This is a genomic window from Pseudoalteromonas ardens (assembly GCF_030125445.1).
In the GTDB taxonomy this organism is placed as follows: domain Bacteria; phylum Pseudomonadota; class Gammaproteobacteria; order Enterobacterales; family Alteromonadaceae; genus Pseudoalteromonas; species Pseudoalteromonas ardens.
In genome coordinates this window covers 1,018,131-1,038,443 of sequence record NZ_JASJUV010000002.1, presented here as the reverse complement: position 1 = coordinate 1,038,443, position 20,313 = coordinate 1,018,131, and the positions used below count along the sequence as shown (strand labels likewise).

The 20,313-nt window shown below is 48.7% G+C and carries 19 protein-coding genes; 16 read left to right on the top strand and 3 right to left on the bottom strand.

Features of this window, described 5'->3' with window-relative positions; all coding sequences use genetic code 11:
* The first annotated feature begins 26 nt into the window (after positions 1 to 26).
* The 11 genes from ileS (at position 27) to QNM19_RS09595 (ending at position 12,113) form a co-directional block, all read left to right on the top strand.
* Positions 27 to 2,855 (top strand): isoleucine--tRNA ligase, encoded by a 2,829-nt coding sequence (gene ileS / locus QNM19_RS09645; protein ID WP_049864016.1) that lies wholly within the window; start codon positions 27 to 29, stop codon positions 2,853 to 2,855.
* 14 nt (positions 2,856 to 2,869) lie between these two features.
* Positions 2,870 to 3,376: a signal peptidase II gene (gene lspA, locus QNM19_RS09640; protein ID WP_049864017.1), complete on the top strand. Its 507-nt coding sequence runs from the start codon at positions 2,870 to 2,872 to the stop codon at positions 3,374 to 3,376.
* The gene (gene fkpB / locus QNM19_RS09635) at positions 3,373 to 3,813 is read left to right on the top strand and encodes an FKBP-type peptidyl-prolyl cis-trans isomerase (protein WP_049864018.1); all 441 of its coding nucleotides are present in this window, start codon (positions 3,373 to 3,375) and stop codon (positions 3,811 to 3,813) included. Before lspA ends, fkpB begins: the two co-directional genes overlap by 4 nt.
* Complete coding sequence (ispH, locus tag QNM19_RS09630; protein WP_049864019.1) at positions 3,813 to 4,742, top strand: 4-hydroxy-3-methylbut-2-enyl diphosphate reductase; 930 nt, start codon at positions 3,813 to 3,815, stop codon at positions 4,740 to 4,742. Before fkpB ends, ispH begins: the two co-directional genes overlap by 1 nt.
* 12 nt (positions 4,743 to 4,754) lie before the next feature.
* Entirely contained in the window at positions 4,755 to 5,798 is a 1,044-nt protein-coding gene (locus tag QNM19_RS09625; RefSeq protein WP_049864020.1) for a sensor histidine kinase, read from the top strand.
* Positions 5,776 to 6,450, top strand: coding sequence for a LytR/AlgR family response regulator transcription factor (locus QNM19_RS09620; RefSeq protein ID WP_049864021.1), 675 nt, complete (start codon positions 5,776 to 5,778; stop codon positions 6,448 to 6,450). Before QNM19_RS09625 ends, QNM19_RS09620 begins: the two co-directional genes overlap by 23 nt.
* Before the next feature lie 95 nt (positions 6,451 to 6,545).
* The gene (gene pilV, locus QNM19_RS09615) at positions 6,546 to 7,112 is read left to right on the top strand and encodes a type IV pilus modification protein PilV (RefSeq protein WP_049864022.1); all 567 of its coding nucleotides are present in this window, start codon (positions 6,546 to 6,548) and stop codon (positions 7,110 to 7,112) included.
* A gap of 1 nt (position 7,113) precedes the next feature.
* Entirely contained in the window at positions 7,114 to 8,091 is a 978-nt protein-coding gene (locus QNM19_RS09610) for a PilW family protein (protein WP_049864023.1), read from the top strand.
* Positions 8,085 to 8,579 carry a pilus assembly PilX family protein gene (locus QNM19_RS09605; protein ID WP_049864024.1) on the top strand — a complete coding sequence of 165 codons (495 nt, stop codon included), beginning with the start codon at positions 8,085 to 8,087 and terminating at the stop codon, positions 8,577 to 8,579. The genes QNM19_RS09610 and QNM19_RS09605 overlap by 7 nt, the downstream gene beginning before the upstream one ends.
* Positions 8,579 to 11,704 carry a pilus assembly protein gene (locus tag QNM19_RS09600; RefSeq protein ID WP_049864025.1) on the top strand — a complete coding sequence of 1,042 codons (3,126 nt, stop codon included), beginning with the start codon at positions 8,579 to 8,581 and terminating at the stop codon, positions 11,702 to 11,704. Before QNM19_RS09605 ends, QNM19_RS09600 begins: the two co-directional genes overlap by 1 nt.
* A complete protein-coding gene (locus QNM19_RS09595) occupies positions 11,691 to 12,113 on the top strand; it encodes a type IV pilin protein (protein ID WP_049864026.1) in 423 nt (140 codons plus the stop codon). Before QNM19_RS09600 ends, QNM19_RS09595 begins: the two co-directional genes overlap by 14 nt.
* Positions 12,114 to 12,163: 50 nt before the next feature.
* On the opposite strand, the gene QNM19_RS09590 is transcribed toward QNM19_RS09595, so the two are convergent.
* Positions 12,164 to 12,679 (bottom strand): GspH/FimT family pseudopilin, encoded by a 516-nt coding sequence (locus tag QNM19_RS09590; RefSeq protein ID WP_197094266.1) that lies wholly within the window; start codon positions 12,677 to 12,679, stop codon positions 12,164 to 12,166.
* A gap of 196 nt (positions 12,680 to 12,875) precedes the next feature.
* Complete coding sequence (locus QNM19_RS09585) at positions 12,876 to 13,415, bottom strand: GspH/FimT family pseudopilin (RefSeq protein ID WP_049864028.1); 540 nt, start codon at positions 13,413 to 13,415, stop codon at positions 12,876 to 12,878.
* Between the two features lie 135 nt (positions 13,416 to 13,550).
* Here QNM19_RS09585 and glnB point away from each other — a divergent pair, with 135 nt between their 5' ends.
* On the top strand, positions 13,551 to 13,889 hold the full coding sequence (glnB, locus tag QNM19_RS09580) for a nitrogen regulatory protein P-II (RefSeq protein ID WP_010382451.1): 339 nt from the start codon (positions 13,551 to 13,553) through the stop codon (positions 13,887 to 13,889).
* A gap of 85 nt (positions 13,890 to 13,974) precedes the next feature.
* On the opposite strand, the gene QNM19_RS09575 is transcribed toward glnB, so the two are convergent.
* Complete coding sequence (locus QNM19_RS09575; RefSeq protein WP_010382449.1) at positions 13,975 to 14,736, bottom strand: outer membrane protein assembly factor BamD; 762 nt, start codon at positions 14,734 to 14,736, stop codon at positions 13,975 to 13,977.
* A gap of 121 nt (positions 14,737 to 14,857) precedes the next feature.
* Here QNM19_RS09575 and rluD point away from each other — a divergent pair, with 121 nt between their 5' ends.
* From rluD to QNM19_RS09555, 4 genes are all read left to right on the top strand, one after another.
* Entirely contained in the window at positions 14,858 to 15,835 is a 978-nt protein-coding gene (rluD, locus tag QNM19_RS09570) for a 23S rRNA pseudouridine(1911/1915/1917) synthase RluD (protein ID WP_010382447.1), read from the top strand.
* 1 nt (position 15,836) lies between these two features.
* Positions 15,837 to 16,562, top strand: coding sequence for a peptidoglycan editing factor PgeF (gene pgeF / locus QNM19_RS09565; RefSeq protein ID WP_284026631.1), 726 nt, complete (start codon positions 15,837 to 15,839; stop codon positions 16,560 to 16,562).
* A gap of 90 nt (positions 16,563 to 16,652) precedes the next feature.
* A complete protein-coding gene (gene clpB / locus QNM19_RS09560) occupies positions 16,653 to 19,226 on the top strand; it encodes an ATP-dependent chaperone ClpB (protein ID WP_049866360.1) in 2,574 nt (857 codons plus the stop codon).
* A gap of 119 nt (positions 19,227 to 19,345) precedes the next feature.
* Entirely contained in the window at positions 19,346 to 20,281 is a 936-nt protein-coding gene (locus QNM19_RS09555) for an NADP-dependent oxidoreductase (RefSeq protein ID WP_049866361.1), read from the top strand.
* Positions 20,282 to 20,313 lie beyond the last annotated feature (32 nt).

The window sequence follows — 20,313 nt, the reverse complement described above, 5'->3', positions numbered from 1 at the left end:
AGTAGCCGATACGGAAAGTAAAGTAAATGAGCGACTACAAGCATACGTTAAATCTACCGGAAACTGAGTTTCCAATGCGTGGCAATTTGGCACAACGCGAGCCCAAAATGCTTAAAAAATGGTACGAACAAGATCTGTATGGTCAGATCCGCAATGCCAAAAAAGGTAAAAAGCCATTTATTTTGCACGATGGTCCTCCTTATGCCAACGGTAATATTCACTTAGGTCACTCTGTAAATAAAATCCTTAAAGATATTATTATTAAGTCAAAGACACTTTCCGACTTCGACGCACCGTACGTGCCAGGCTGGGATTGTCATGGATTGCCAATTGAGCTACAGGTTGAGAAGAAAGTTGGCAAGCCAGGTAAAAAAGTATCTGTTGCTGAATTTCGTGAAAAGTGTCGTGACTACGCGCGCAAACAGGTTGACGGACAGAAGACAGACTTTAAACGCCTGGGCGTTTTGGGTGACTGGGATCGCCCGTATCTGACAATGAACTTCGACTTTGAAGCCAATGCGCTACGTGTATTAGGTCGCATCATTAAAAATGGTCATCTACATAAAGGGGCTAAGCCGGTTCATTGGTGTACAGACTGTGGCTCGGCTTTGGCGGAAGCGGAAGTAGAGTATCAGGACAAACAATCTCCTGCGATTGATGTTAAGTTCGACTTTGTTGATGAACAGGCGTTGGTAAGCGCGTTTGCATTGGCTGATGAACATCAGGGTAGCGGTGCTGTCAGCACTGTGATCTGGACAACGACACCTTGGACCCTGCCTGCCAACCGCGCGGTTGCTGTGCATGGCGGGCTGGAGTACGCGCTGGTACAAATCGAAGATGAAGGCCATGAACAACGTATGGTATTGGGCTCCGAGCTAGTCAAAGATGCGATGGACCGGTTTGGTTTTAATCGTTATCACGTGCTGGGTTATGCCAAAGGCGCGGTACTGGAAAACTTGCGTGTTGCGCATCCTTTCTATGACTTTGATGTACCTGTGATCCTGGGTGAGCATGTCACAACTGATTCAGGTACTGGTATTGTTCACACAGCACCTGGCCACGGCCCGGAGGATTTCGCAGCAGGTCAGGCTTATGATCTGGAAGTGGCAAATCCGGTGGGTGCAAATGGTGTATTCCTGCCAGACACGCCTGTGTTTGCCGGTCAGCATGTGTTTAAGGCAAACGATGCCATCATTGAACACTTAAAAGAAAAGGGCGCTTTGGTTCATCATCATGCGATGACTCACAGCTACCCACACTGCTGGCGTCACAAAACGCCGATTATCTTCCGCGCGACACCACAATGGTTCGTGAGTATGGATCAGGCAAACCTGCGTCAGGATTCTATGGCAGAAATTGGCAAAACTCAGTGGATCCCTGAGTGGGGTGAAAACCGTATCGCAAACATGGTTGAAGGGCGTCCGGACTGGTGTATCTCACGTCAGCGTACCTGGGGTGTTCCAATCGCGCTGTTCGTTGACAAAGATACAGGCGCACTGCATCCGCAAACTGAGACTTTGATTGAAGAAGTCGCTAAGCTGGTTGAGCAAAAAGGCATTCAAGCCTGGTATGATCTCGAGCCTGCGACTTTGCTGAATGAGGCTGATGCGCAACAGTATGTCAAAGTACAGGATACGCTGGACGTATGGTTCGATTCAGGCGTGACACACGCCTGTGTTGTTGACGCGCGCGAAGAGCTGAGCGGTCCTGCTGACCTTTATCTGGAAGGCTCGGATCAGCACCGTGGTTGGTTTATGTCATCGATGATGACATCAGTAGCCATCAACGGCCATGCACCTTACCGTCAGGTTCTGACACATGGCTTCACGGTGGATGAGAAAGGCCACAAAATGTCAAAGTCGCTGGGTAACGTGATTTCGCCTCAGGACATCATGAATAAGCTGGGTGCCGATATTCTTCGCCTGTGGGTCGCTTCAACTGATTACACGGCTGAAATGACCGTCTCAGATCAGATTTTCAAACGTGCCGCAGATCGTTATCGTCGTATCCGTAATACCAGCCGTTACCTGTTGTCGAACCTTAGTGGCTTTAACCCGGCGACGGATCTGGTTGCTGTTGAAGATATGATTGAACTGGATCGCTGGATTGTCAGCCGTGCAGCGCAACTACAGCAAGAGATTGTAGAAGCGTACGATAACTACCAAATGCTGGTTGTGACACAGAAGCTCATGAATTTCTGTACCGGTGAACTCGGCTCGTTCTATCTTGACGTTATTAAAGACCGTCAGTACACCGCTAAGAGTGACAGCCATGCGCGTCGTTCATGTCAAAGTGCGCTATATCATATTGCAGAAGCGATGACACGCTGGATGGCACCTATCATGAGCTTTACTGCGCAAGAAATTTGGGAAGTGTTGCCAGGTGAGCGTGGTGAGTTTGTCTTTACAGATGTCTGGTACGATGGACTGACACAAGTGAGCGAAGGCCAACTGAGTAATGATTTCTGGCAAGAGCTGTTAGCTGTGCGTGACGAAGTAAACAAGGTGCTGGAAAGTGCGCGTAAAGAAGAGATCATTGGTGCAACTTTACAGGCAGAAGTGACGCTGTACACAGGCGGCGACCTGGCAGAGAAACTACAAACCCTGAAAGATGAGCTGCGGTTTGTATTATTGACATCTAAAGCTCAGGTGGAAGTGGTGAACGCTAAGCCAGAAGGCGCTGTTTCTACGGAGATTGACGGCTTGTTTATCTCAGTGAAAGCAACACAGGCACCTAAGTGTGACCGCTGTTGGCACCATTGTGAAGATGTAGGTCAGCATGATGCGCATCCTGAGTTGTGCGGCCGTTGTGTGACCAATGTTGATGGCGCTGGTGAACAGCGTCAGTTCGCTTAATCTAGGAGTATTACATGACCAAATCGACCGAGAGAAGTGGTCTGGTGTGGTTGTGGCTGAGTCTACTGCTTTTTGCAGTAGACTTCGGCACGAAAGCACTGGTAGTCGAAAACATGCGGCTCTATGAGTCTATTGAATTACTGCCATTTTTTAACTTTACCTATATGCACAACTATGGCGCGGCGTTTAGCTTTTTAAGTGAAGCGGGCGGTTGGCAACGTTGGTTTTTGAGTGCCATTGCCGTGGCTATCAGTGGCTTACTAGTTTATTGGTTGAAGAAGTTACCTGCTAAAAATTGGTTGTTGTGTAGTGCGTATGCGCTTGTCCTGTCTGGTGCCTTAGGGAACCTGTATGATCGGGTTACACTAGGCTATGTGGTGGATTTCTTACACTTTTACTATCAGGACTGGCATTACCCGGCATTTAATGTCGCAGACATGGCCATTGTTGGCGGTGCCGGTTTATTGTTATTTGACGCCATTTTTGGTGACAACGTGGATACGCAGGAGAAAAAGGCATGAGTGAGCAGCTAATAGGCCCACAATCTGAAGTTTTATTTCATTTTTCGATAAAACTGGCTGACGGATCTGCAGCGGACTCAACGAAAGTGCACGACAAGCCCGCAAAGCTCTTTATGGGCGACGGCAGCCTGACTGAGAACTTTGAAAAGTGTTTATTAGGGCTGCAAGCGGGTGACAGCAAATCATTCGAACTTGAGCCACAAGATGCCTTTGGGATGCCAAATCCGGACAATATTTATTATGTTGATCGCAGCAAGTTTGGTGCTAATACACCAGCTGAAGTGGGCAGTATTATCGCGTTTACTCAACCTGATGGCACTGAGCTTCCAGGTCTGGTACGTGAGGTTGCCGGTGATTCAGTGACTGTTGACTTTAACCATCCATTGGCCGGGCAAAAAGTGACCTTTGAAGTCGACATTTTAGAGGTAAAAAACTAATGGAGATCTTACTCGCCAATCCGCGTGGCTTTTGCGCCGGGGTTGATCGCGCTATTAGTATCGTTGAGCGCGCACTCGATATCTTTGAAAAACCGATTTATGTTCGTCATGAAGTTGTACACAACAAGTATGTGGTTGACGGATTGCGTGCTCGTGGGGCGGTATTTGTCGAAGAGCTGGATCAGGTGCCTGATGACAGTATCGTGATCTTTAGTGCGCATGGCGTGTCACAACAAGTGCGCCAGGAAGCCAAGCGTCGTGAGTTGAAAGTGTTTGATGCCACGTGTCCTTTGGTGACCAAGGTACATATGGAAGTAACACGTGCGAGCCGAAAAGGCACTGAGTGTATCCTTATCGGACATCATGGGCACCCGGAAGTTGAAGGCACTATGGGTCAGTACAATAACTCGGCGGGCGGAATTTATCTGGTTGAAACACCGGAAGATGTCGCAACGCTTGAAGTGAAAGATCCCAGTAACCTGTTTTACTGCAGTCAGACGACACTGTCAGTGGATGATACTTCAGACGTGATTGAAGCATTGCGTGAGAAATTTCCTCAGATCCACGGCCCCCGTAAAGATGATATTTGCTATGCCACGCAAAATCGTCAGGATGCAGTCAGAGATTTGGCTAACAAGGTCGATTTGCTGCTTGTCGTCGGGGCAAAGAACAGCTCCAATTCAAATCGCTTGCGGGAGCTTGCAGATAAAATGGGTACTCGCGCCTTTTTGATTGACGATGACCAGTGTCTGGAAGCAAGTTGGTTTGAAGAGGTTGGTAAAGTAGGTGTGACTGCTGGCGCATCAGCGCCTGAAGTGCTAGTGCAGCAAGTGATCGATCGGCTTAAAGCATTGGGTGGGGAAACCGTTGTAGAAAACCCTGGTCAGGAAGAAAACGTGGTTTTCGCTGTTCCTGTTGAGCTTAGGTAGTACTTCCTCACCATGGATAAGTCAGAGGCAATAGGCCTGGGACTGTTAAAAGCCATGGTGTCTGAGCGAGGTGTATTGGCCATGCTGATCGCCTCGCAGTCCCTTTCTTTTATTTATACCCTCGCTGATTATGATGACTTCTGGCTGACCCTGGGTTTGGTGAGTTTATTTACCCACAGCAATGCTTTATTGTCTTTGGCTATTATCTCCCTTATCAGTGTGTTAAACGTGTCTAAACCGCAGCACAATGGGGTGCTTGAGCTGAGCATTGTCTTTGTGGTTTTCATTAGCGTGTGTATAGGCTTGAGTATCGGGATCCAGTTTACTCCTCTCACTTCTCACGTCCCGGTAGACTGGGGGCCGGTGTTTAGTCATAGCGCAATTTGTTGCTTTGTTGTGGTTATCCTGCTGTATTTTATGTCTATCTATATTGATAATGTGAATGCACTTGAACTGGCCGCGCGAGCAGAAATCGACGCATTACACGCCAGGATCCGGCCACACTTTTTGCACAACACACTCAACACCCTCGCCGAGTTGACACACGAGAATCCACAAGATGCGGAGCAGGCAGCATTGTTGTTGGCACGTCTGATGCGCGTGACACTGGCCGAGAAAAAGTGGCACACCATTGCGGATGAAGTGGCTTTGACAAAAGATTATCTGAACCTGGAGCGTTTTCGTTTTGAACAAAGATTACAGGCACAATGGATAATTGACGATGCTTTATTGGCCGTGCCGATCCCAACATTAACGCTTCAGCCACTGGTCGAAAATGCGGTATTGCATGGTATAGAAAAACGCGTCCAGGGTGGAACAATTACTATCCAAATTGAACAGACCGGCGATACCATATCATTATGTGTCACCAATCCTTTGCCTCTCTCTACACATCAATCTAACGGCAATGGGATTGCAACTAAAAACATAGATAAACGACTGTCTCTGTATTATCAGCGCCGGGCTAGTTTGAGGATTGCGCGAGATAATGATAAATTCGTAGCAACCATCCTTTTACCTGACACCGGAGCTTATGAATTATCTGATTTTGGATGATGAGCCGATCGCCAGACGGCGATTACGGCGCTTGATGTCGGAGTTTGATCATTTCAATTGCGTGGCGGAAGCCGCTGACGGTACACAGGCAATTGAGCTATGCGAACGCACTGCACCAGAATTGGTGTTTTTAGATATTGCGATGCCTGGTATCGATGGGCTTGAGGTTGCTGGTGTGCTGAGGCAGCAAATGCCTGAATGCAAAATTGTGTTTGTGACTGCCTTTGCAGAGCATGCTTTGCAGGCATTTGATTTGCTGGCCGAAGGTTACCTGGTCAAACCCATAGATAAAGAACGTTTGGTTGCCTTACTAGAGCATATATACGGCGATCAGATGCAGCGCTTACAATATCAGGTTGGTCATGACACTCGTTGGGTAGCCGTATCAGATATTTTGGTTGCCAGGAGTGACGATCGCTACACACACATTTATTTTAAGGATGGTGAAGCGCTGATCGATATTCCATTGAAGAAGCTCATGGCCACTTATCCGCGGCATTTTGTGCAGGTGCACAGAAACACTCTGGTAAAGAAACAGGCTGTACTTAGCCTGGAGTCTGTCGAAGGAGCCCACAGGGTCAGGCTGGATGGCTTTGCTGAGCCCATTACTGTCAGCCGACGTGCTGCAGCTAACTTCAAATCACTGTTCTGACCATTAAACCCGACTGATTGACCGTTGAGCCCACGACCAGGTTCATGACGAAGTGATTCATTATATTATGTAGTGGAGCAAACTGACTTTGAAAAATGATGGCAAACACTGTGTGTATTAACACCAATCGTGGATTTACTCTTTTAGAATCGCTCATCGCGTTTATGGTGCTGAGCTTTGGCCTGCTCGGTGCTGTGGCACTTCAGGCAAAAGCCAAGCAAGCCAGTTTCGATTCTATGCAACGCGCAGCAGCAGTCGCCCTGGCTGGCGATATCATGCAGCGGATCCGCAGTAATGATACCCTGAATCTGGATGACCAGTACCAACAAGTGTTTAGCAGCACAGCAACGGTGAACGGTAATAACAGCTGTTTTAGTAATATATGTAGCAATGCTGACATTGCGGCTATGGATCTGGAGCAATGGGTCATGGCCATCCAGGCCAAAGAAAATACCGGCTCGCTCGATGACACGACGGTATGCATCACCACGGCTTCGGTTGCAGGTACTCAGGGCCGGGGCTTCAACGTGACCGTGAGTGTGGCATGGGCTGGTCGCCAGGCTTTCGAAATGAATGCGACGAATCAGGCCATCAATTGTGGCGAGAATAACGATTATCGCCGTGTAGTGAGCATCAATAGCTATATTCTGGTGAGGAATTGAAATGATACGCTCTGGTTTCACCTTAGTCGAGTTACTGATCTCCATGTTTATTGGCGCGCTGTTGCTCGGCGGAGTCGTCACGGCGTACGTTAGCATGAAAGTCACCACCCGAGACACTATGGCTATTGGCGAGCTTCAGGAAGTTGGGCGTTTAACGCTCACTTTACTGCGGCGCGATCTTGAGCAGGTGGGGTTCTGGGGCACATTTTATGACAAAGGCCTGACGACAGCCAATTCAGTGAGCCCAGCAAACCCAAGCAATGACTGCTTTGGTGGTCTGAACAATGGTAGTTTCCCGAATGCGGTGCAAACCAATTTTCGTTCTATTTACGCCGAAAGGACCAGTGGTGCTGCTTTGAGTTGCATCTCAGGTGCTAAAAACAACACAGAAGTATTACAACTTAAGTTTCTTGAAGGACGGCAGATCACAGACGATAACGATGTAGAAAATAATCGGTACTACTTTATCGCCCAGCAGGAGCAGGGCACGTTTGTGGCAGGGAATAGTTATGGCGGGCAACCGACTAATAACTCGACTCTGTGGCCTTATAGTCACCATGCTTATTACATCGAAGAGCAACCAATCAGGATTAATAGTCAAACCATCACTACCCCAATTTTAATGCGCAGGCGGTTGACTGTGGGCGGTGGCATGACGACCGAGGCAGTAATAGAAGGGGTTGAAGATATCCGCTATCTGTTTGGCTTAGATACCAACGGTGACAGTCGCGTGGATACTTATCGTAGTACGCAGGATATGACAGCTGGTGATTGGGAACGCTCAGGAGGGATATTGACGGTGCAAATCATTGCACTGGTTCGGGTACTGGAAGCCGATGCGGGTCTGGAGTTAAAGAGTCAAACTTATACCCTTGGTAACGACCCGGACAGGCGTACTCTGACCTTTAATGATAACTATCGGCGCACGGTGTTTTCGACCACCATTCAGCTTTACAACATGGGGATCTCGACATGGTAATGGCACACAAACAGCGCGGCATGGTGTTGATCGTCTCTATGGTACTGATCGTGGCAGTAATGAGCGTTGCCGTGACACTAATGAGCAGCAGCACCATAGACATAAAGGTGACTAACGCGGCGCAGGAACGAGAAGCGGCGGAGGCATTACTCATGGGGGAAGTGCAGCGGATCATCTCTCAGGAGAAGGCGCGCGTGAATGAAAGTGTGTTTCAGTCACGCAATGGTGAGTTCACAAACGATAACGGTGAGTTGGTGCGAAGGACCATCCATATTGATGAAGAGCTTGAGCTTGAGAGTCTGCAGGCAAACCTCAACAATGGTCAGTTATTACTTGAATGTCCCCGTGTTTTTAATTTTACCGAGGGGCTTAGCTGTGTCATCACCGAAGTGGAAAGCAGTGTCCAGTATGGCGACCAGTCCCGACATCAGGTGACTGTTGTGATTGGCGTTGCGCAGGAAGTCATTGGTAACCTGGGGAATCAATAATGTGGTATAGAATCATACTGGCCCTGAGTAGTTTACTGGTATTTAGCACACAGGCCGAAGACATAGAGCTATTTGTAAAGCACGATATTTCGAATTCAGAAAAATCCCGGGTTTTAGTGGTTTTTGATACCTCGGGCAGCATGGCGTGGGATGTTAAAGACGGCCAGCGATGCTACGAGTATCGTAGTGGCCGGTTTCGCAGTATCAACTGCTTTGATTCATCACAGACCAGCAAACGCTGTTATAAGGTGCGAAATGGCTGGTATCGGGAATCAAATTGTGGCGATAGCAGACTAAAAGTTGCACAGGATGCCATTACCAAGCTAGTGGAAGATAACGACGACTTTGATATTGGCCTGATGCGGCTCTATTCCAGCTCAGGTGGATATGTACTGAATGGCCTGGGAGCCAGCAAGACAACATTGATGAGTAAAATTGCCAACCTGCCTGCCAGTGGTAATACACCTCTGTCAGAGACTTTATGGGAGGCATACCTCTATCTGACTGGGAAAAAAGTGCTATATGGTCAGAACAAGAGTGATCGGGACCGCAGCATTGAAAGTAATGGAGTATATATTTCGCCGTTTAAGCCGGACCCGCTTGCTCCTAAACGCTGCGATACTTCCACCAATATTATCTTGATGACGGACGGAGACCCCACGAGTGACTCTGCACGTAACACAGATATCTATAATAAATATGTGTCTACATTCGGCTCTGCACCCAGCCGGGTATCTAATAATTACCTGAATTCACTGGCTAAGGTGATGAGAGGCACGCCTGAAACTCAGGTTGACCTGTATCCCAACACGCCCCAGGAACAAGATTTTGCCCGTACCTATACCATTGGGTTTGGCACCGGGATGTCGAATGCGGGTAAAGCCTTACTGGAGCAAACCGCACTGGATGGTGGGGGGGAATACAAGCATGCAAATACAGCTTCTCAGTTGTCAGAGGCGCTGAAAGCCACAATCACCAATATCCGCGAGAAAAGCGACAGCTTTTCGTCGCCGTCCGTATCGACTAGTAGCTCAGATCTGAGCCGCAGTGGTGATTCAATCTATTACACGATGTTTTACCCGGAAACCCACACCCGTTGGCGCGGCAATCTGAAAAAACTCAAAGTTAAAGGGTCCGTGATCCATGGTATGGGCAGCAGCAGCCATGCTATCAGCGAAGAAGGCACCATCGCTGACAATGTGACGACGTATTGGTCTCAGCCTGGCTCAAAAGACGGCTCTAAGGTTGGCGTTGGCGGTGTTAATTATCAGCTTTCCAGACAGACAACTCGCAAAATCTACTCAGATTATGGCAAAGGCACCTTAATGTCGTTTGACTATGCCACTGCGCTAATCGCTGCAGGTGGGGATTTGTCGAAACTCAGCACCTTATTTTCTGTGGATAATGCGAGTGTAGTACCTAATGTGATTAGCTGGGCCAGAGGTATTGATGTTAACGATGAAAATAACAATAACTCGAGGCAGGATAGACGTGAAACCATTTTCGGCGATCCGTTGCACTCCAGACCTGTAACCCTAGATTATGGCAATGGCGACCTTCGCGTGATTGTGGGGACCAATGCTGGCTTTTTACACATGTTTAAAGACAATGGCGACACAGTGAGTGAAAGCTGGGCATTTGTGCCCGGGTCCTTATTGGATATCCTTAAACCGCAAATGGATCGACTGGATGACACTAAGCTCTACGGCGTCGATGGCCCCATTACCGTTTATTTTTGGGATAAAGATGATGACGGTAAGGTTGGCAGTGGAGAGCGCGTTTGGCTGATTGTGGGTTTGCGTCGTGGCGGCAACGAGTATTACGGTTTCGATATTACCTCGCCGGATAGCCCCCAGTTGCTATGGGGCGGCCCTATTCGCGGTGGTGTGGCACCTTATGAGCAATTAGCACAGAGCTGGTCTAAGCCTCAGGTCACCTTTATTAAGGCCAAACCTGATATGCCAGTTTTGGTATTCGGTGCCGGTTATGACACCAATAAAGACAATGCTTTATTTTCAAACGACAATATAGGTCGTGGCATATACATCGTTGATATTGAAACCGGAAAGCCGTTTTGGAGTTTAACAGCAGAGAATGGCTTTAAGGGTAAACACAGTATCGCTTCCGATCTGAGCACGGTTGACTCTGACTATGATGGGTATGTGGATCGTATTTATGCCACGGATACCGGAGGCGGTGTGTGGCGGTTTGATCTGCCAGGCACCAACCCGAATGACAGAGAGAATCCTTGGACGCATTTCCAGCTGGCTAATCTGAGTGGCGGCACGGATAACAACAAACGGCGGTTTTTCTACCGTCCCGTGGTAGCGCGTACCTACTTTTCTAAGGTGTCAACCAAAACAGTGAATGGGCAGACCATCACCATACGTCGGGATATTCCCTACGAGGGCCTGTTAATTGGCAGTGGTAACCGGGCTAAGCCTACATCAACGTCTGTTCAGGATTTTCTGTATATGGTTCGGGATGAGAACACCAAAACCCGTTCTTTTGATAGTGAGACGGCACCGGCTGTTATTCGCTCGTCCGATCTACTGAATGTCACAAGCGATCCGTTTTACTCTCGTCTTGACGACTTCGACAGTTTTGTTGAAAAAGAGGTAGAGCTTGGCGCGGCGAAAGGCTGGAAGTTAAAGCTGGGTAGCGGAGAGAAGTCGATGGCTGCCGCGACAGTTGTTGCGGGTGTAGCCTATTACACGACCTTTACACCGGCCAGTGTGGAGGTGAATGAGTGTTCAATCACTGCTGGTAAGGGCAGGCTGTACGTCTTGCACTTAAATTATGGTATGCAGATGTTAGATCAGCGCAGCTATCAAACCACCGCTGAAGTGCCGGATACACCGAGAGTTCATTACAGTGAACACACCAATGAAGATGGAAGCACCACGATTAAAGCGCAGCTGATCAGCCCTATTGTTATTGATGGAGGTTCTGGTGGAGACGTGGTTGATGGTCAAGTGATATTAAAAGAACCACCTGCTGCTGCGCCTTACGAGAAGGCAGATGGCTCTACCGGGGGCGTAAAAGCTGAGAACGAAGTAGAAATCAAAATGCAAACGCGGTTATTGTACATATACAAAAAAGAAGAGCATGATGAAAAGAACTAGTAACACTGTGCTGGGGTTTACCCTGGTTGAGATGATGATCACCATAGCGATCCTGGGGATCCTGGCAAGCATCGCTTATCCCAGTTACTCGGAATATGTGAGGCGAGCGGCCAGAGCGGAGGCTGCGGCAACCTTGCTGGATGCTGCTAATAAGCAAGAGCAATATTTTGTCGATAACCGGGAGTATGCCAGTTCTCTGGCTGCGCTCGGATTACCAACAACTACGGAAAATGACTACTTTTCGCTGGAAATTGAGCTAGGCAATGATTTAAATACCTTTGTTATCAGAGCATCAGCTTCTGGTGGACCGTTAGAGGATGACACTGAGTGCACTACATTGACCATAAATAATCTCAATATTCGCGGCAGTACAGGCAGCTTCGCTGCCGATCGTTGCTGGGGCCGTTAGACCCCGGCGCCTTCAGGACGTATTAATGCGTCCTGTGTGAGCAGAGTCGTTCAGACACATTTTTTGGTCTCTCTGAGTCGACTTCTCCCAACCACACTGACCGACAATGCCAGCCCGATAGGTGCACCAGTGAGTCGTTGTGTGCAATACACAAAGGTCCCGTTGCCAAATCCTTTCAGTGTGCCAGTGTGCTTAAAGGTGATAGCCGATCTGGGATAATCCAGGGTATCGCTGTTACGGATCCCTGAGAGCACCATAAGTTTCACATCTTTTTTGTCCGAGGCCGCGCGCTCATCACGGTCTGTGAAAACGGTTAACTCTTGATGCCAAAGGTGCGTACATCGGTTATTGACCAGGGGGCAAATGGTGACTGGCGTCTGATGAGTCACTGCGTGCAGCCGTGTTAAGGTGAGATGCCTGTCGAGCGCAACCAGTGCTTGTTTGGCTCTGTCGATTTCGGTAATAGAGTGTACTGCCGGAGCGGCCAGTAGCAAAAGCACGCTAAAAAGCGCCATGCAAACGAGTAATTCAAACAGGTTAAACCCTTGTAGCTTCCTTCTTGTCATGAGTATGCATCCGTGCATGAGTCATAGTGTTAGCCTAGCCGTCATAGTTTGGACAGCAAGGTGTATGAATAAATATCACCTCATTAGCCTGTCTGTTTACGCAGGCTCACTCATTTTTGGTTCCGTAGATTTAATTATCGGACGCTATTGATGCAATAGTGGGCAGGCCAGAGCGACTTTTGGGTGGAAAACACGCTTAGTCGCAAGTCAGGGTTGTATCACCCCGATATAGTGCAGAACCAACAACGCTCACCTCGAGTTGTTGATTAGGAAAGTCCGTTGCGGCAGGGCAATAAATAAAACTGCTGGCCTGGAGCATGGCTGTACGGCCACTTGAGTCAAAGCGTAAGCTGGCTGCCGGGAAGGTCAGACCATCATTGCTGGGAACTTGTTCCATGACACGCAGCAGGTCATCGACACCTGTATTGTAGGTGCCGTTATTGTTTCTATCGAGGAAAACGGTAACGCGGTTAGCCTGCCAATTGTCCTGACAGACAAAGCTACTGTTAGTTTCAACCTGGGTTGCGGTGGCCGGGCACAGAATGATGATCTCATCCGTCGCCGTTGCTTGCGCTCGGGCAAAGGTTACAGTGCGTTTTAATTCTCTCAGGTAGGACTCAGCGCGGGTTGAGGTAGTCAGGCTGCCGCTGAACGAAAAGGCCAGCGTGGCCAGTACACCTAAAATAGCAATAGTGATAACTAACTCAAACAGTGTAAAGCCTGTATTTTTTTTCATGGTATACAGCCAAAGACAGGAATAACTACTATCTAATATAGTGCGTCTTTTTGTTTATTTATTCAATCGCTTTGTTTGCCTTGTTTTGTGTGATTGTCTAAAATCGACGCATTACCAAAGGGATAACAATCAACCATGAAAAAGATAGAAGCCATCATTAAACCATTTAAGCTGGATGACGTTCGCGAGGCGCTGTCCGACATAGGTATTACCGGCATGACCGTGTGTGAAGTTAAGGGGTTTGGCCGACAAAAAGGGCACACCGAGCTATACCGTGGCGCAGAGTATATGGTCGACTTTTTGCCAAAAGTGAAGCTGGACATTGTGCTTGCTGAAGAAGACGTAGATCGGGCTATCGACGTTATTTTAAAAACCGCGCAAACCGGTAAGATTGGTGACGGTAAAATCTTTGTCACTGAAGTGGAGAGGGTTGTCCGTATTCGTACCGGAGAAGAAGACGAAGAAGCTATCTAATCTTCCCTCGCTGAGTCGCAGAACAAAAAACGCCGGATGCTTGGTGCGATCCGGCGTTGTTGTATTCAGTATTAATGTTTCGCAGTTAGCGTTGTTGATTTAACTCTTTTGCTTTGCGCGCGTTGTCGCTTAGTTCATCAAGTCCCAACATAGCGTAACTCTTTTCCATCATTTCAAGTGCTGGCACCAGGTAGCTGCTTTGTGAGAAATGCTCAACCACATATTTACCTCGGTTGGCTGCGGCTAGATAGGCTTCACGTTCAAAGTAGTAGTTGGCCACTTTCAGCTCGTAACGAGCCATTTTGTTGAGCAACCAGGCCAGACGCTTCTTAGCTTCCGGCACATAGGCGCTTTGCGGGTAGTTTTTAACCAGGGTTGATAAGTCCTGAAACGCAACACGTGTACGGTTTGGGTCGCGGTCTGCGCGATCGATGCCGAAATATTCCTGAAAGCCATTCTCATCCGCTTTAATATTAATTAAGCCCCGCATGTAATACATGTAATCGAGGTTCTTATGATTGGGGTTCAGGCGCAAAAAGCGGTCAACTGTCGCGAGTGCCTGCTCGGTGTTGCCAGTTTGATAAAAAGCATAGACCAGGTCCATTTGTACTTGGTGGGAGTATGGACCAAACGGGTAACGGGAATTAATGGCGCTTAAGAGCTCGATGGCACGTGCGTACAGGCCGGAGTCGAGTGTTTGCTTGGCGTCTTCGTACAATGCCTGCACAGATTTATTTGGTACGCGTTCTATTTCTTCTTGTTCTGGGGCGGATGAGCAAGCGGCTAATCCTAATACAGATGCGCTCAATACGATTGCAAAAGCGCGTTTTCCCAACGTCTTTATCATTTTATTTTACTACCTTCGTTATCAGGCTAGGCCAAGTCGGCAAAACCGAGTAAACTATGCATTTATGCGATTCTAACCCAGTCGAGCATGGCTTGCACTGGTATTTTAGGTAAAGTTACACATGTCTGAGCAAATTTCTCTACAAGCCGATGTGCCAGTGGAACTGGGCGGTAAACGTCTAGACCAGATTTTGGCGCAATTGTTCCCCGATTTTTCACGTTCTCGAATAAAAACCTGGATCCTGGATGAAAAAGTCACCGTCAATGGTGACGTGCTGGCGATCCCGAAGGAAAAATTGCTGGGCGGTGAAGTCGTTGCGGTGGAAACACAAATTGAGGCGGAGCGGGAGTACGAAGCGCAGGACATCGCGTTGGATATCGTATATGAGGATGATGACATCCTGGTGATTAATAAACCGATGGGCCTGGTGGTGCACCCCGGAGCGGGTAATCCAAATGGTACTGTGCTGAATGCGTTGTTACATCACCACCCGGAGATCATCAATGTCCCGCGCGCGGGTATCGTCCACCGTCTTGATAAAGACACCACAGGGTTAATGGTGGTGGCCAAAACGATTGTGGCACAAACCCACTTGGTGAAAAACCTGCAGGCACGTGAAAACTTTACCCGTGAATATGAAGCCATCTGTAACGGCACCATGACTGCCGGTGGTATGATAGAGAAGCCCATTGGTCGTCATGCGACAAAGCGTACGCACATGGCTATCCATGAAATGGGCAAACCTGCGATAACACATTATCGTGTGGCCGAAAAGTTCCGCGCACACACCCGATTGCGTTTACGTCTTGAAACGGGCCGTACGCACCAGATCCGTGTTCACATGGCGTATCTGAAGCACCCGCTGATAGGTGATCAGCTCTACGGCGGTCGTCCTTGCCCACCGCGCAATGCCTCGCCGGAGTTCCTCGACACCTTGCGTGGCTTTAAGCGTCAGGCACTTCACGCCGTCAAACTGCGCATAGCACACCCGGTGAGTGGCGAAATCATGACCTGGGAAGCTCCTATCCCGGAAGATATGCAGCAACTGACAGCCGCATTGCGTGAAGACTTTAAGCTTAATCCACAGATAGATTACTAATATGCTGCGCCCGGATTGGCCATTAAAGGAGGTTGTCGGCGCTTTGTCGACAACGCGTGAGGGGGGCGTTTCGGCGACCCCTTTTGATGGTTTTAATCTGGCTTGTCATGTTGGAGACGATCCGCAAGCTGTTGCACACAACAGAGCACAATTGCAGGCTCAGGTCCCGGTACCTATCGTATGGCTTGAACAGGTACACGGCAATACCGTGATCCTGGCAGGAGAGCAATACGATATCACTCATACACCGCAGGCAGATGCAATCTATACCCGCTCTGATCAAATTGCTTTAGCAATTATGACAGCCGACTGTCTGCCTGTGCTGCTGGCCAGCGACGATGGTCAGGAGGTCGCCGCGGTTCATTGCGGCTGGCGTCCTTTGGTTGCGGATATTCTTGCCGAGACAATAGCACTCTTCAGCGCCCCTAGGTCCCGAATACATGCCTGGCTGGGCCCGGCAATTGGCCCTCAGGCTTTTGAAGTGGGCGAAGAAGTGCGTGAGCAGTTTGTCGCCCGACATCAGGTGCATCTGAATGCCTTTAAAGCACAAGTAAATGGTCGCTATCTGGCTGATATTTATGCCCTGGCAACACAGCAGTTGACGCAGCTTGGCGTGCAATCTGTATCTGTACATGCGCAATGTACTGTGTCCAACCCAGCGCATTTCTTTTCTTATCGTCGCGATGGTCAGTGTGGCCGCATGGCCAGTTTGATTTGGCGCAAATAAATCCCGCTCTTTTGTCATCTGCACCTTGATCAAACTCCCTCCGATACCCATTTTATAGATAACTAAGTTATTTATAAGGTTATTTCGTGTATGCGAATTGATAGATTTACCAGTAAATTTCAAGCGGCGCTGTCTGATGCGCAGTCTCTCGCATTAGGTCGTGACCACCAGTTCATTGAACCCGTACATTTAATGTACGCTTTATTGCAACAAACGGGCTCCAGTGTCCGGGCGCTGTTTGCGCAGGCCGGCGTGAGTGCTGATGAACTCAACACTAAACTCTCTCAGGCCATTGAGAAATTGTTCAAGGTAGAGGGGGTCGGTGGTGACGTACAGCTGTCGAATAACCTCATCTCATTAATTAACCTATGTGATAAATATGCCCAGAAACGCAAGGACAAGTACATCTCCAGTGAGTTATTTGTGTTTGCTGCATGCGAAGACAAAGGGCCATTGGGTGAAATATTTCGCTCACTGAACATCACCCAGGAAAAAATTGAAAAGGCCATCAAGGCCATTCGTGGCGGGCAGAAAGTCGACGATCCCAATGCAGAAGATACCCGCCAAGCTTTGGAAAAGTACACCATAGATTTGACTGAACGTGCGGAGCAGGGGAAGCTTGATCCGGTGATTGGTCGTGATGATGAGATCCGTCGCACGGTACAGGTATTGCAGCGCCGCACGAAAAATAACCCTGTGTTGATCGGGGAGCCTGGTGTGGGTAAAACCGCAATCGTTGAAGGTCTGGCCCAGCGCATTATCAATGGCGAGGTGCCAGAGGGGCTCAAAGATAAGCGCGTGTTATCTCTGGATCTGGGTGCACTGGTCGCCGGCGCTAAGTACCGTGGCGAATTTGAAGAGCGCCTTAAGTCGGTCCTTAATGAGCTGGGCAAAGAAGAAGGCCGGGTGATTCTGTTTATCGATGAAATTCACACCATGGTGGGAGCCGGTAAAACGGATGGTGCCATGGATGCGGGGAATATGCTTAAACCTGCTCTGGCACGGGGTGAGTTGCACTGTGTCGGTGCCACAACGCTGGACGAGTATCGACAGTATATTGAAAAAGACGCGGCGCTAGAGCGACGTTTCCAGAAAGTGTTTGTCGCAGAGCCCAGCGTGGAAGACACCATTGCCATTTTGCGTGGCCTAAAAGAGCGCTATGAACTGCATCACTCTGTGGATATTACCGATCCCGCGATTGTGGCTGCCGCTCAGTTGTCGCATCGTTACATCAGTGACAGGCAATTGCCAGACAAAGCCATTGACTTGATTGATGAAGCAGGCTCGTCAATTCGCTTGCAGATTGATTCAAAGCCAGAGCAACTGGATAAACTGGAACGTCGTATTATCCAGCTCAAGCTTGAGGATAATGCGCTGGCAAAAGAAAAAGACGAAGCCAGTCAGAAACGCCGTAGTGAAATGCAGGCGCTGATCCAGCAGCTCGAAACGGAGTACCGTGAGCTGGATGAAGTCTGGAATGCGGAAAAAGCATCATTGCAGGGCACACAGGTGATTAAAGCTGAGCTCGAGCAGGCACGGCTTGACCTGGAGGTCGCACGTCGTGCCAGTGATTTACAACGAATGTCAGAGCTCCAATATGGTCGTATTCCTGAATTAGAACGCAAACTTGACCTGGCATCTCAGGCCGAAATGCAGGAAATGAGCCTGCTGAAAAATCAAGTCGGAGAAGATGAAATTGCAGAAATTTTATCGCGCTGGACCGGTATTCCGGTGGCTAAGATGCTCCAGGGCGAGCGCGATAAGTTACTGCAGATGGAAGATGAACTACATAAAAAGGTTATTGGTCAGGATGAAGCCGTGAGCGCAGTGGCTAATGCCATTCGCCGTTCTCGTGCGGGGCTGGCCGATCCAAATCGACCGATAGGGTCATTCTTATTCCTGGGCCCTACTGGAGTAGGTAAGACCGAGCTGACCAAAGCGCTGGCAGGCTTTATGTTCGATACTGAAGATGCCATGGTGCGCATTGATATGTCTGAGTTTATGGAAAAACATTCTGTAGCAAGGCTGGTGGGGGCACCCCCGGGATATGTTGGGTATGAAGAGGGGGGTTATCTGACTGAAGCAGTGCGCCGTCGCCCTTACTCTGTGATTTTGCTTGATGAAGTGGAAAAGGCGCACCCGGATGTCTTTAACATTTTGCTTCAGGTACTGGACGATGGGCGTTTGACGGATGGCCAGGGTCGCACCGTTGATTTTAAAAATGCGGTGATCATTATGACCTCTAATCTGGGCTCAGATGTGATCCAGGAGCAGGCTGGCAGCAATGATTATGCAACGCTGAAACAACGCGTGATGGATGTGCTGGTTACTCAGTTCAGGCCTGAGTTTATAAATCGGATTGATGAAACGGTGGTGTTCCATCCATTGATCAATGAGCATATCAAGCAAATTGCTGATATTCAGCTGGCGAAATTACGCCAACGTTTGCATGAAAAAGGGTTTGGGTTTGAACTGACCGACGCCGCGCTGGATAAAATAGCAGCCAGTGGCTTTGATCCCGTATATGGTGCGCGCCCTCTTAAACGGGCAGTACAGCACTATATTGAGAATCCGCTTGCACAGCAGTTATTACAAGGGGACTTTGAGGCAGGCGATGTGATTAAAGTGGATGTAAACGCAGAGGACATCGTGTTTACGCGTTAAGGAAGATGCTACGGGCAGCGGTCGGCTGCCCGTCCGTTTCCTAATTTCAACTTGCTGAGGTTGGGGGTTTTCCTGCGATATGTTAGAGTGCCTTACCAGCACCTAAACCTGCATTTTCCATGGAAAAGTACTTTCGCCAGTATGGCATCTTTCAATTTGGTGGCAGCACTGAACTGTGTGCTCAGGAGCTGCCGCTGACATCACCTGATAATCAGCAGGTACTACTCAAAGTTATTTCAACGTCTGTTAATCCTATCGATATCAAAACCCGAAGTGGTCTGGGCTATGTTGCAGACGAAAAACCTGCTGACGCATTTTTACCCTTAGGCTACGATGTACTGGGTGAAGTCGTGCAAGTTGGCGACAATGTGACTGGCTTACACCCAGGTGATAGGGTAATAGGTATGGTTGGTTTCGCTGCACACCCAGGTTGCTATGCAACGTATACCTATGCCAAAGCCGATGAGTTAATTAAGGTCAATCAGAAAGCGGATGCGAGTTTAGCCGGTCTGTGTTTGGCAGGGCTGACTGCTTGGCAGGCTTTGGCTGATTTCGAACCTGACAGTCGGCCTGTGTATGTCAATGCTGCAACGGGTGGTGTTGGTCATCTTGTACTGCAAGTGGCACGATTACGCGGCTTTGAAGTTATTGCGGTGAGCCGACGTATTGATCATGCACTGTTTGCTGAGTTGGATATACATGCCATCACGCCCACAGATTATTTGGCACAGCCCTGTGAAGGGATCCTGATAGATTTGGTAGGGGGAGAGTTCGGCCAGAGTATGACTAAAAATCTGAAGGTAGGCTCTGAATTAGTCACAGTGCCAACGGTTACCAAAGATCAGGTATTAGAAGCTGCTCGGGTGCAACAGGTTTCAGGGCGCGGATTACTGGTTGAGGCAAATCAAGCGCACCTGACCCAGTTGTATGAAGCAGAGCAAGCTGGCCAGATAAAGGTTATGGTTGATCAGCGCTTTGAATTACATGACATTCAGCATGCACATGAGTACGTTGAACAGGGTATTCATTGTGGCAAAGTGATCATCACCGCTTGAGTATTCGTAATTTGCCCCAATTGACAGTAGCA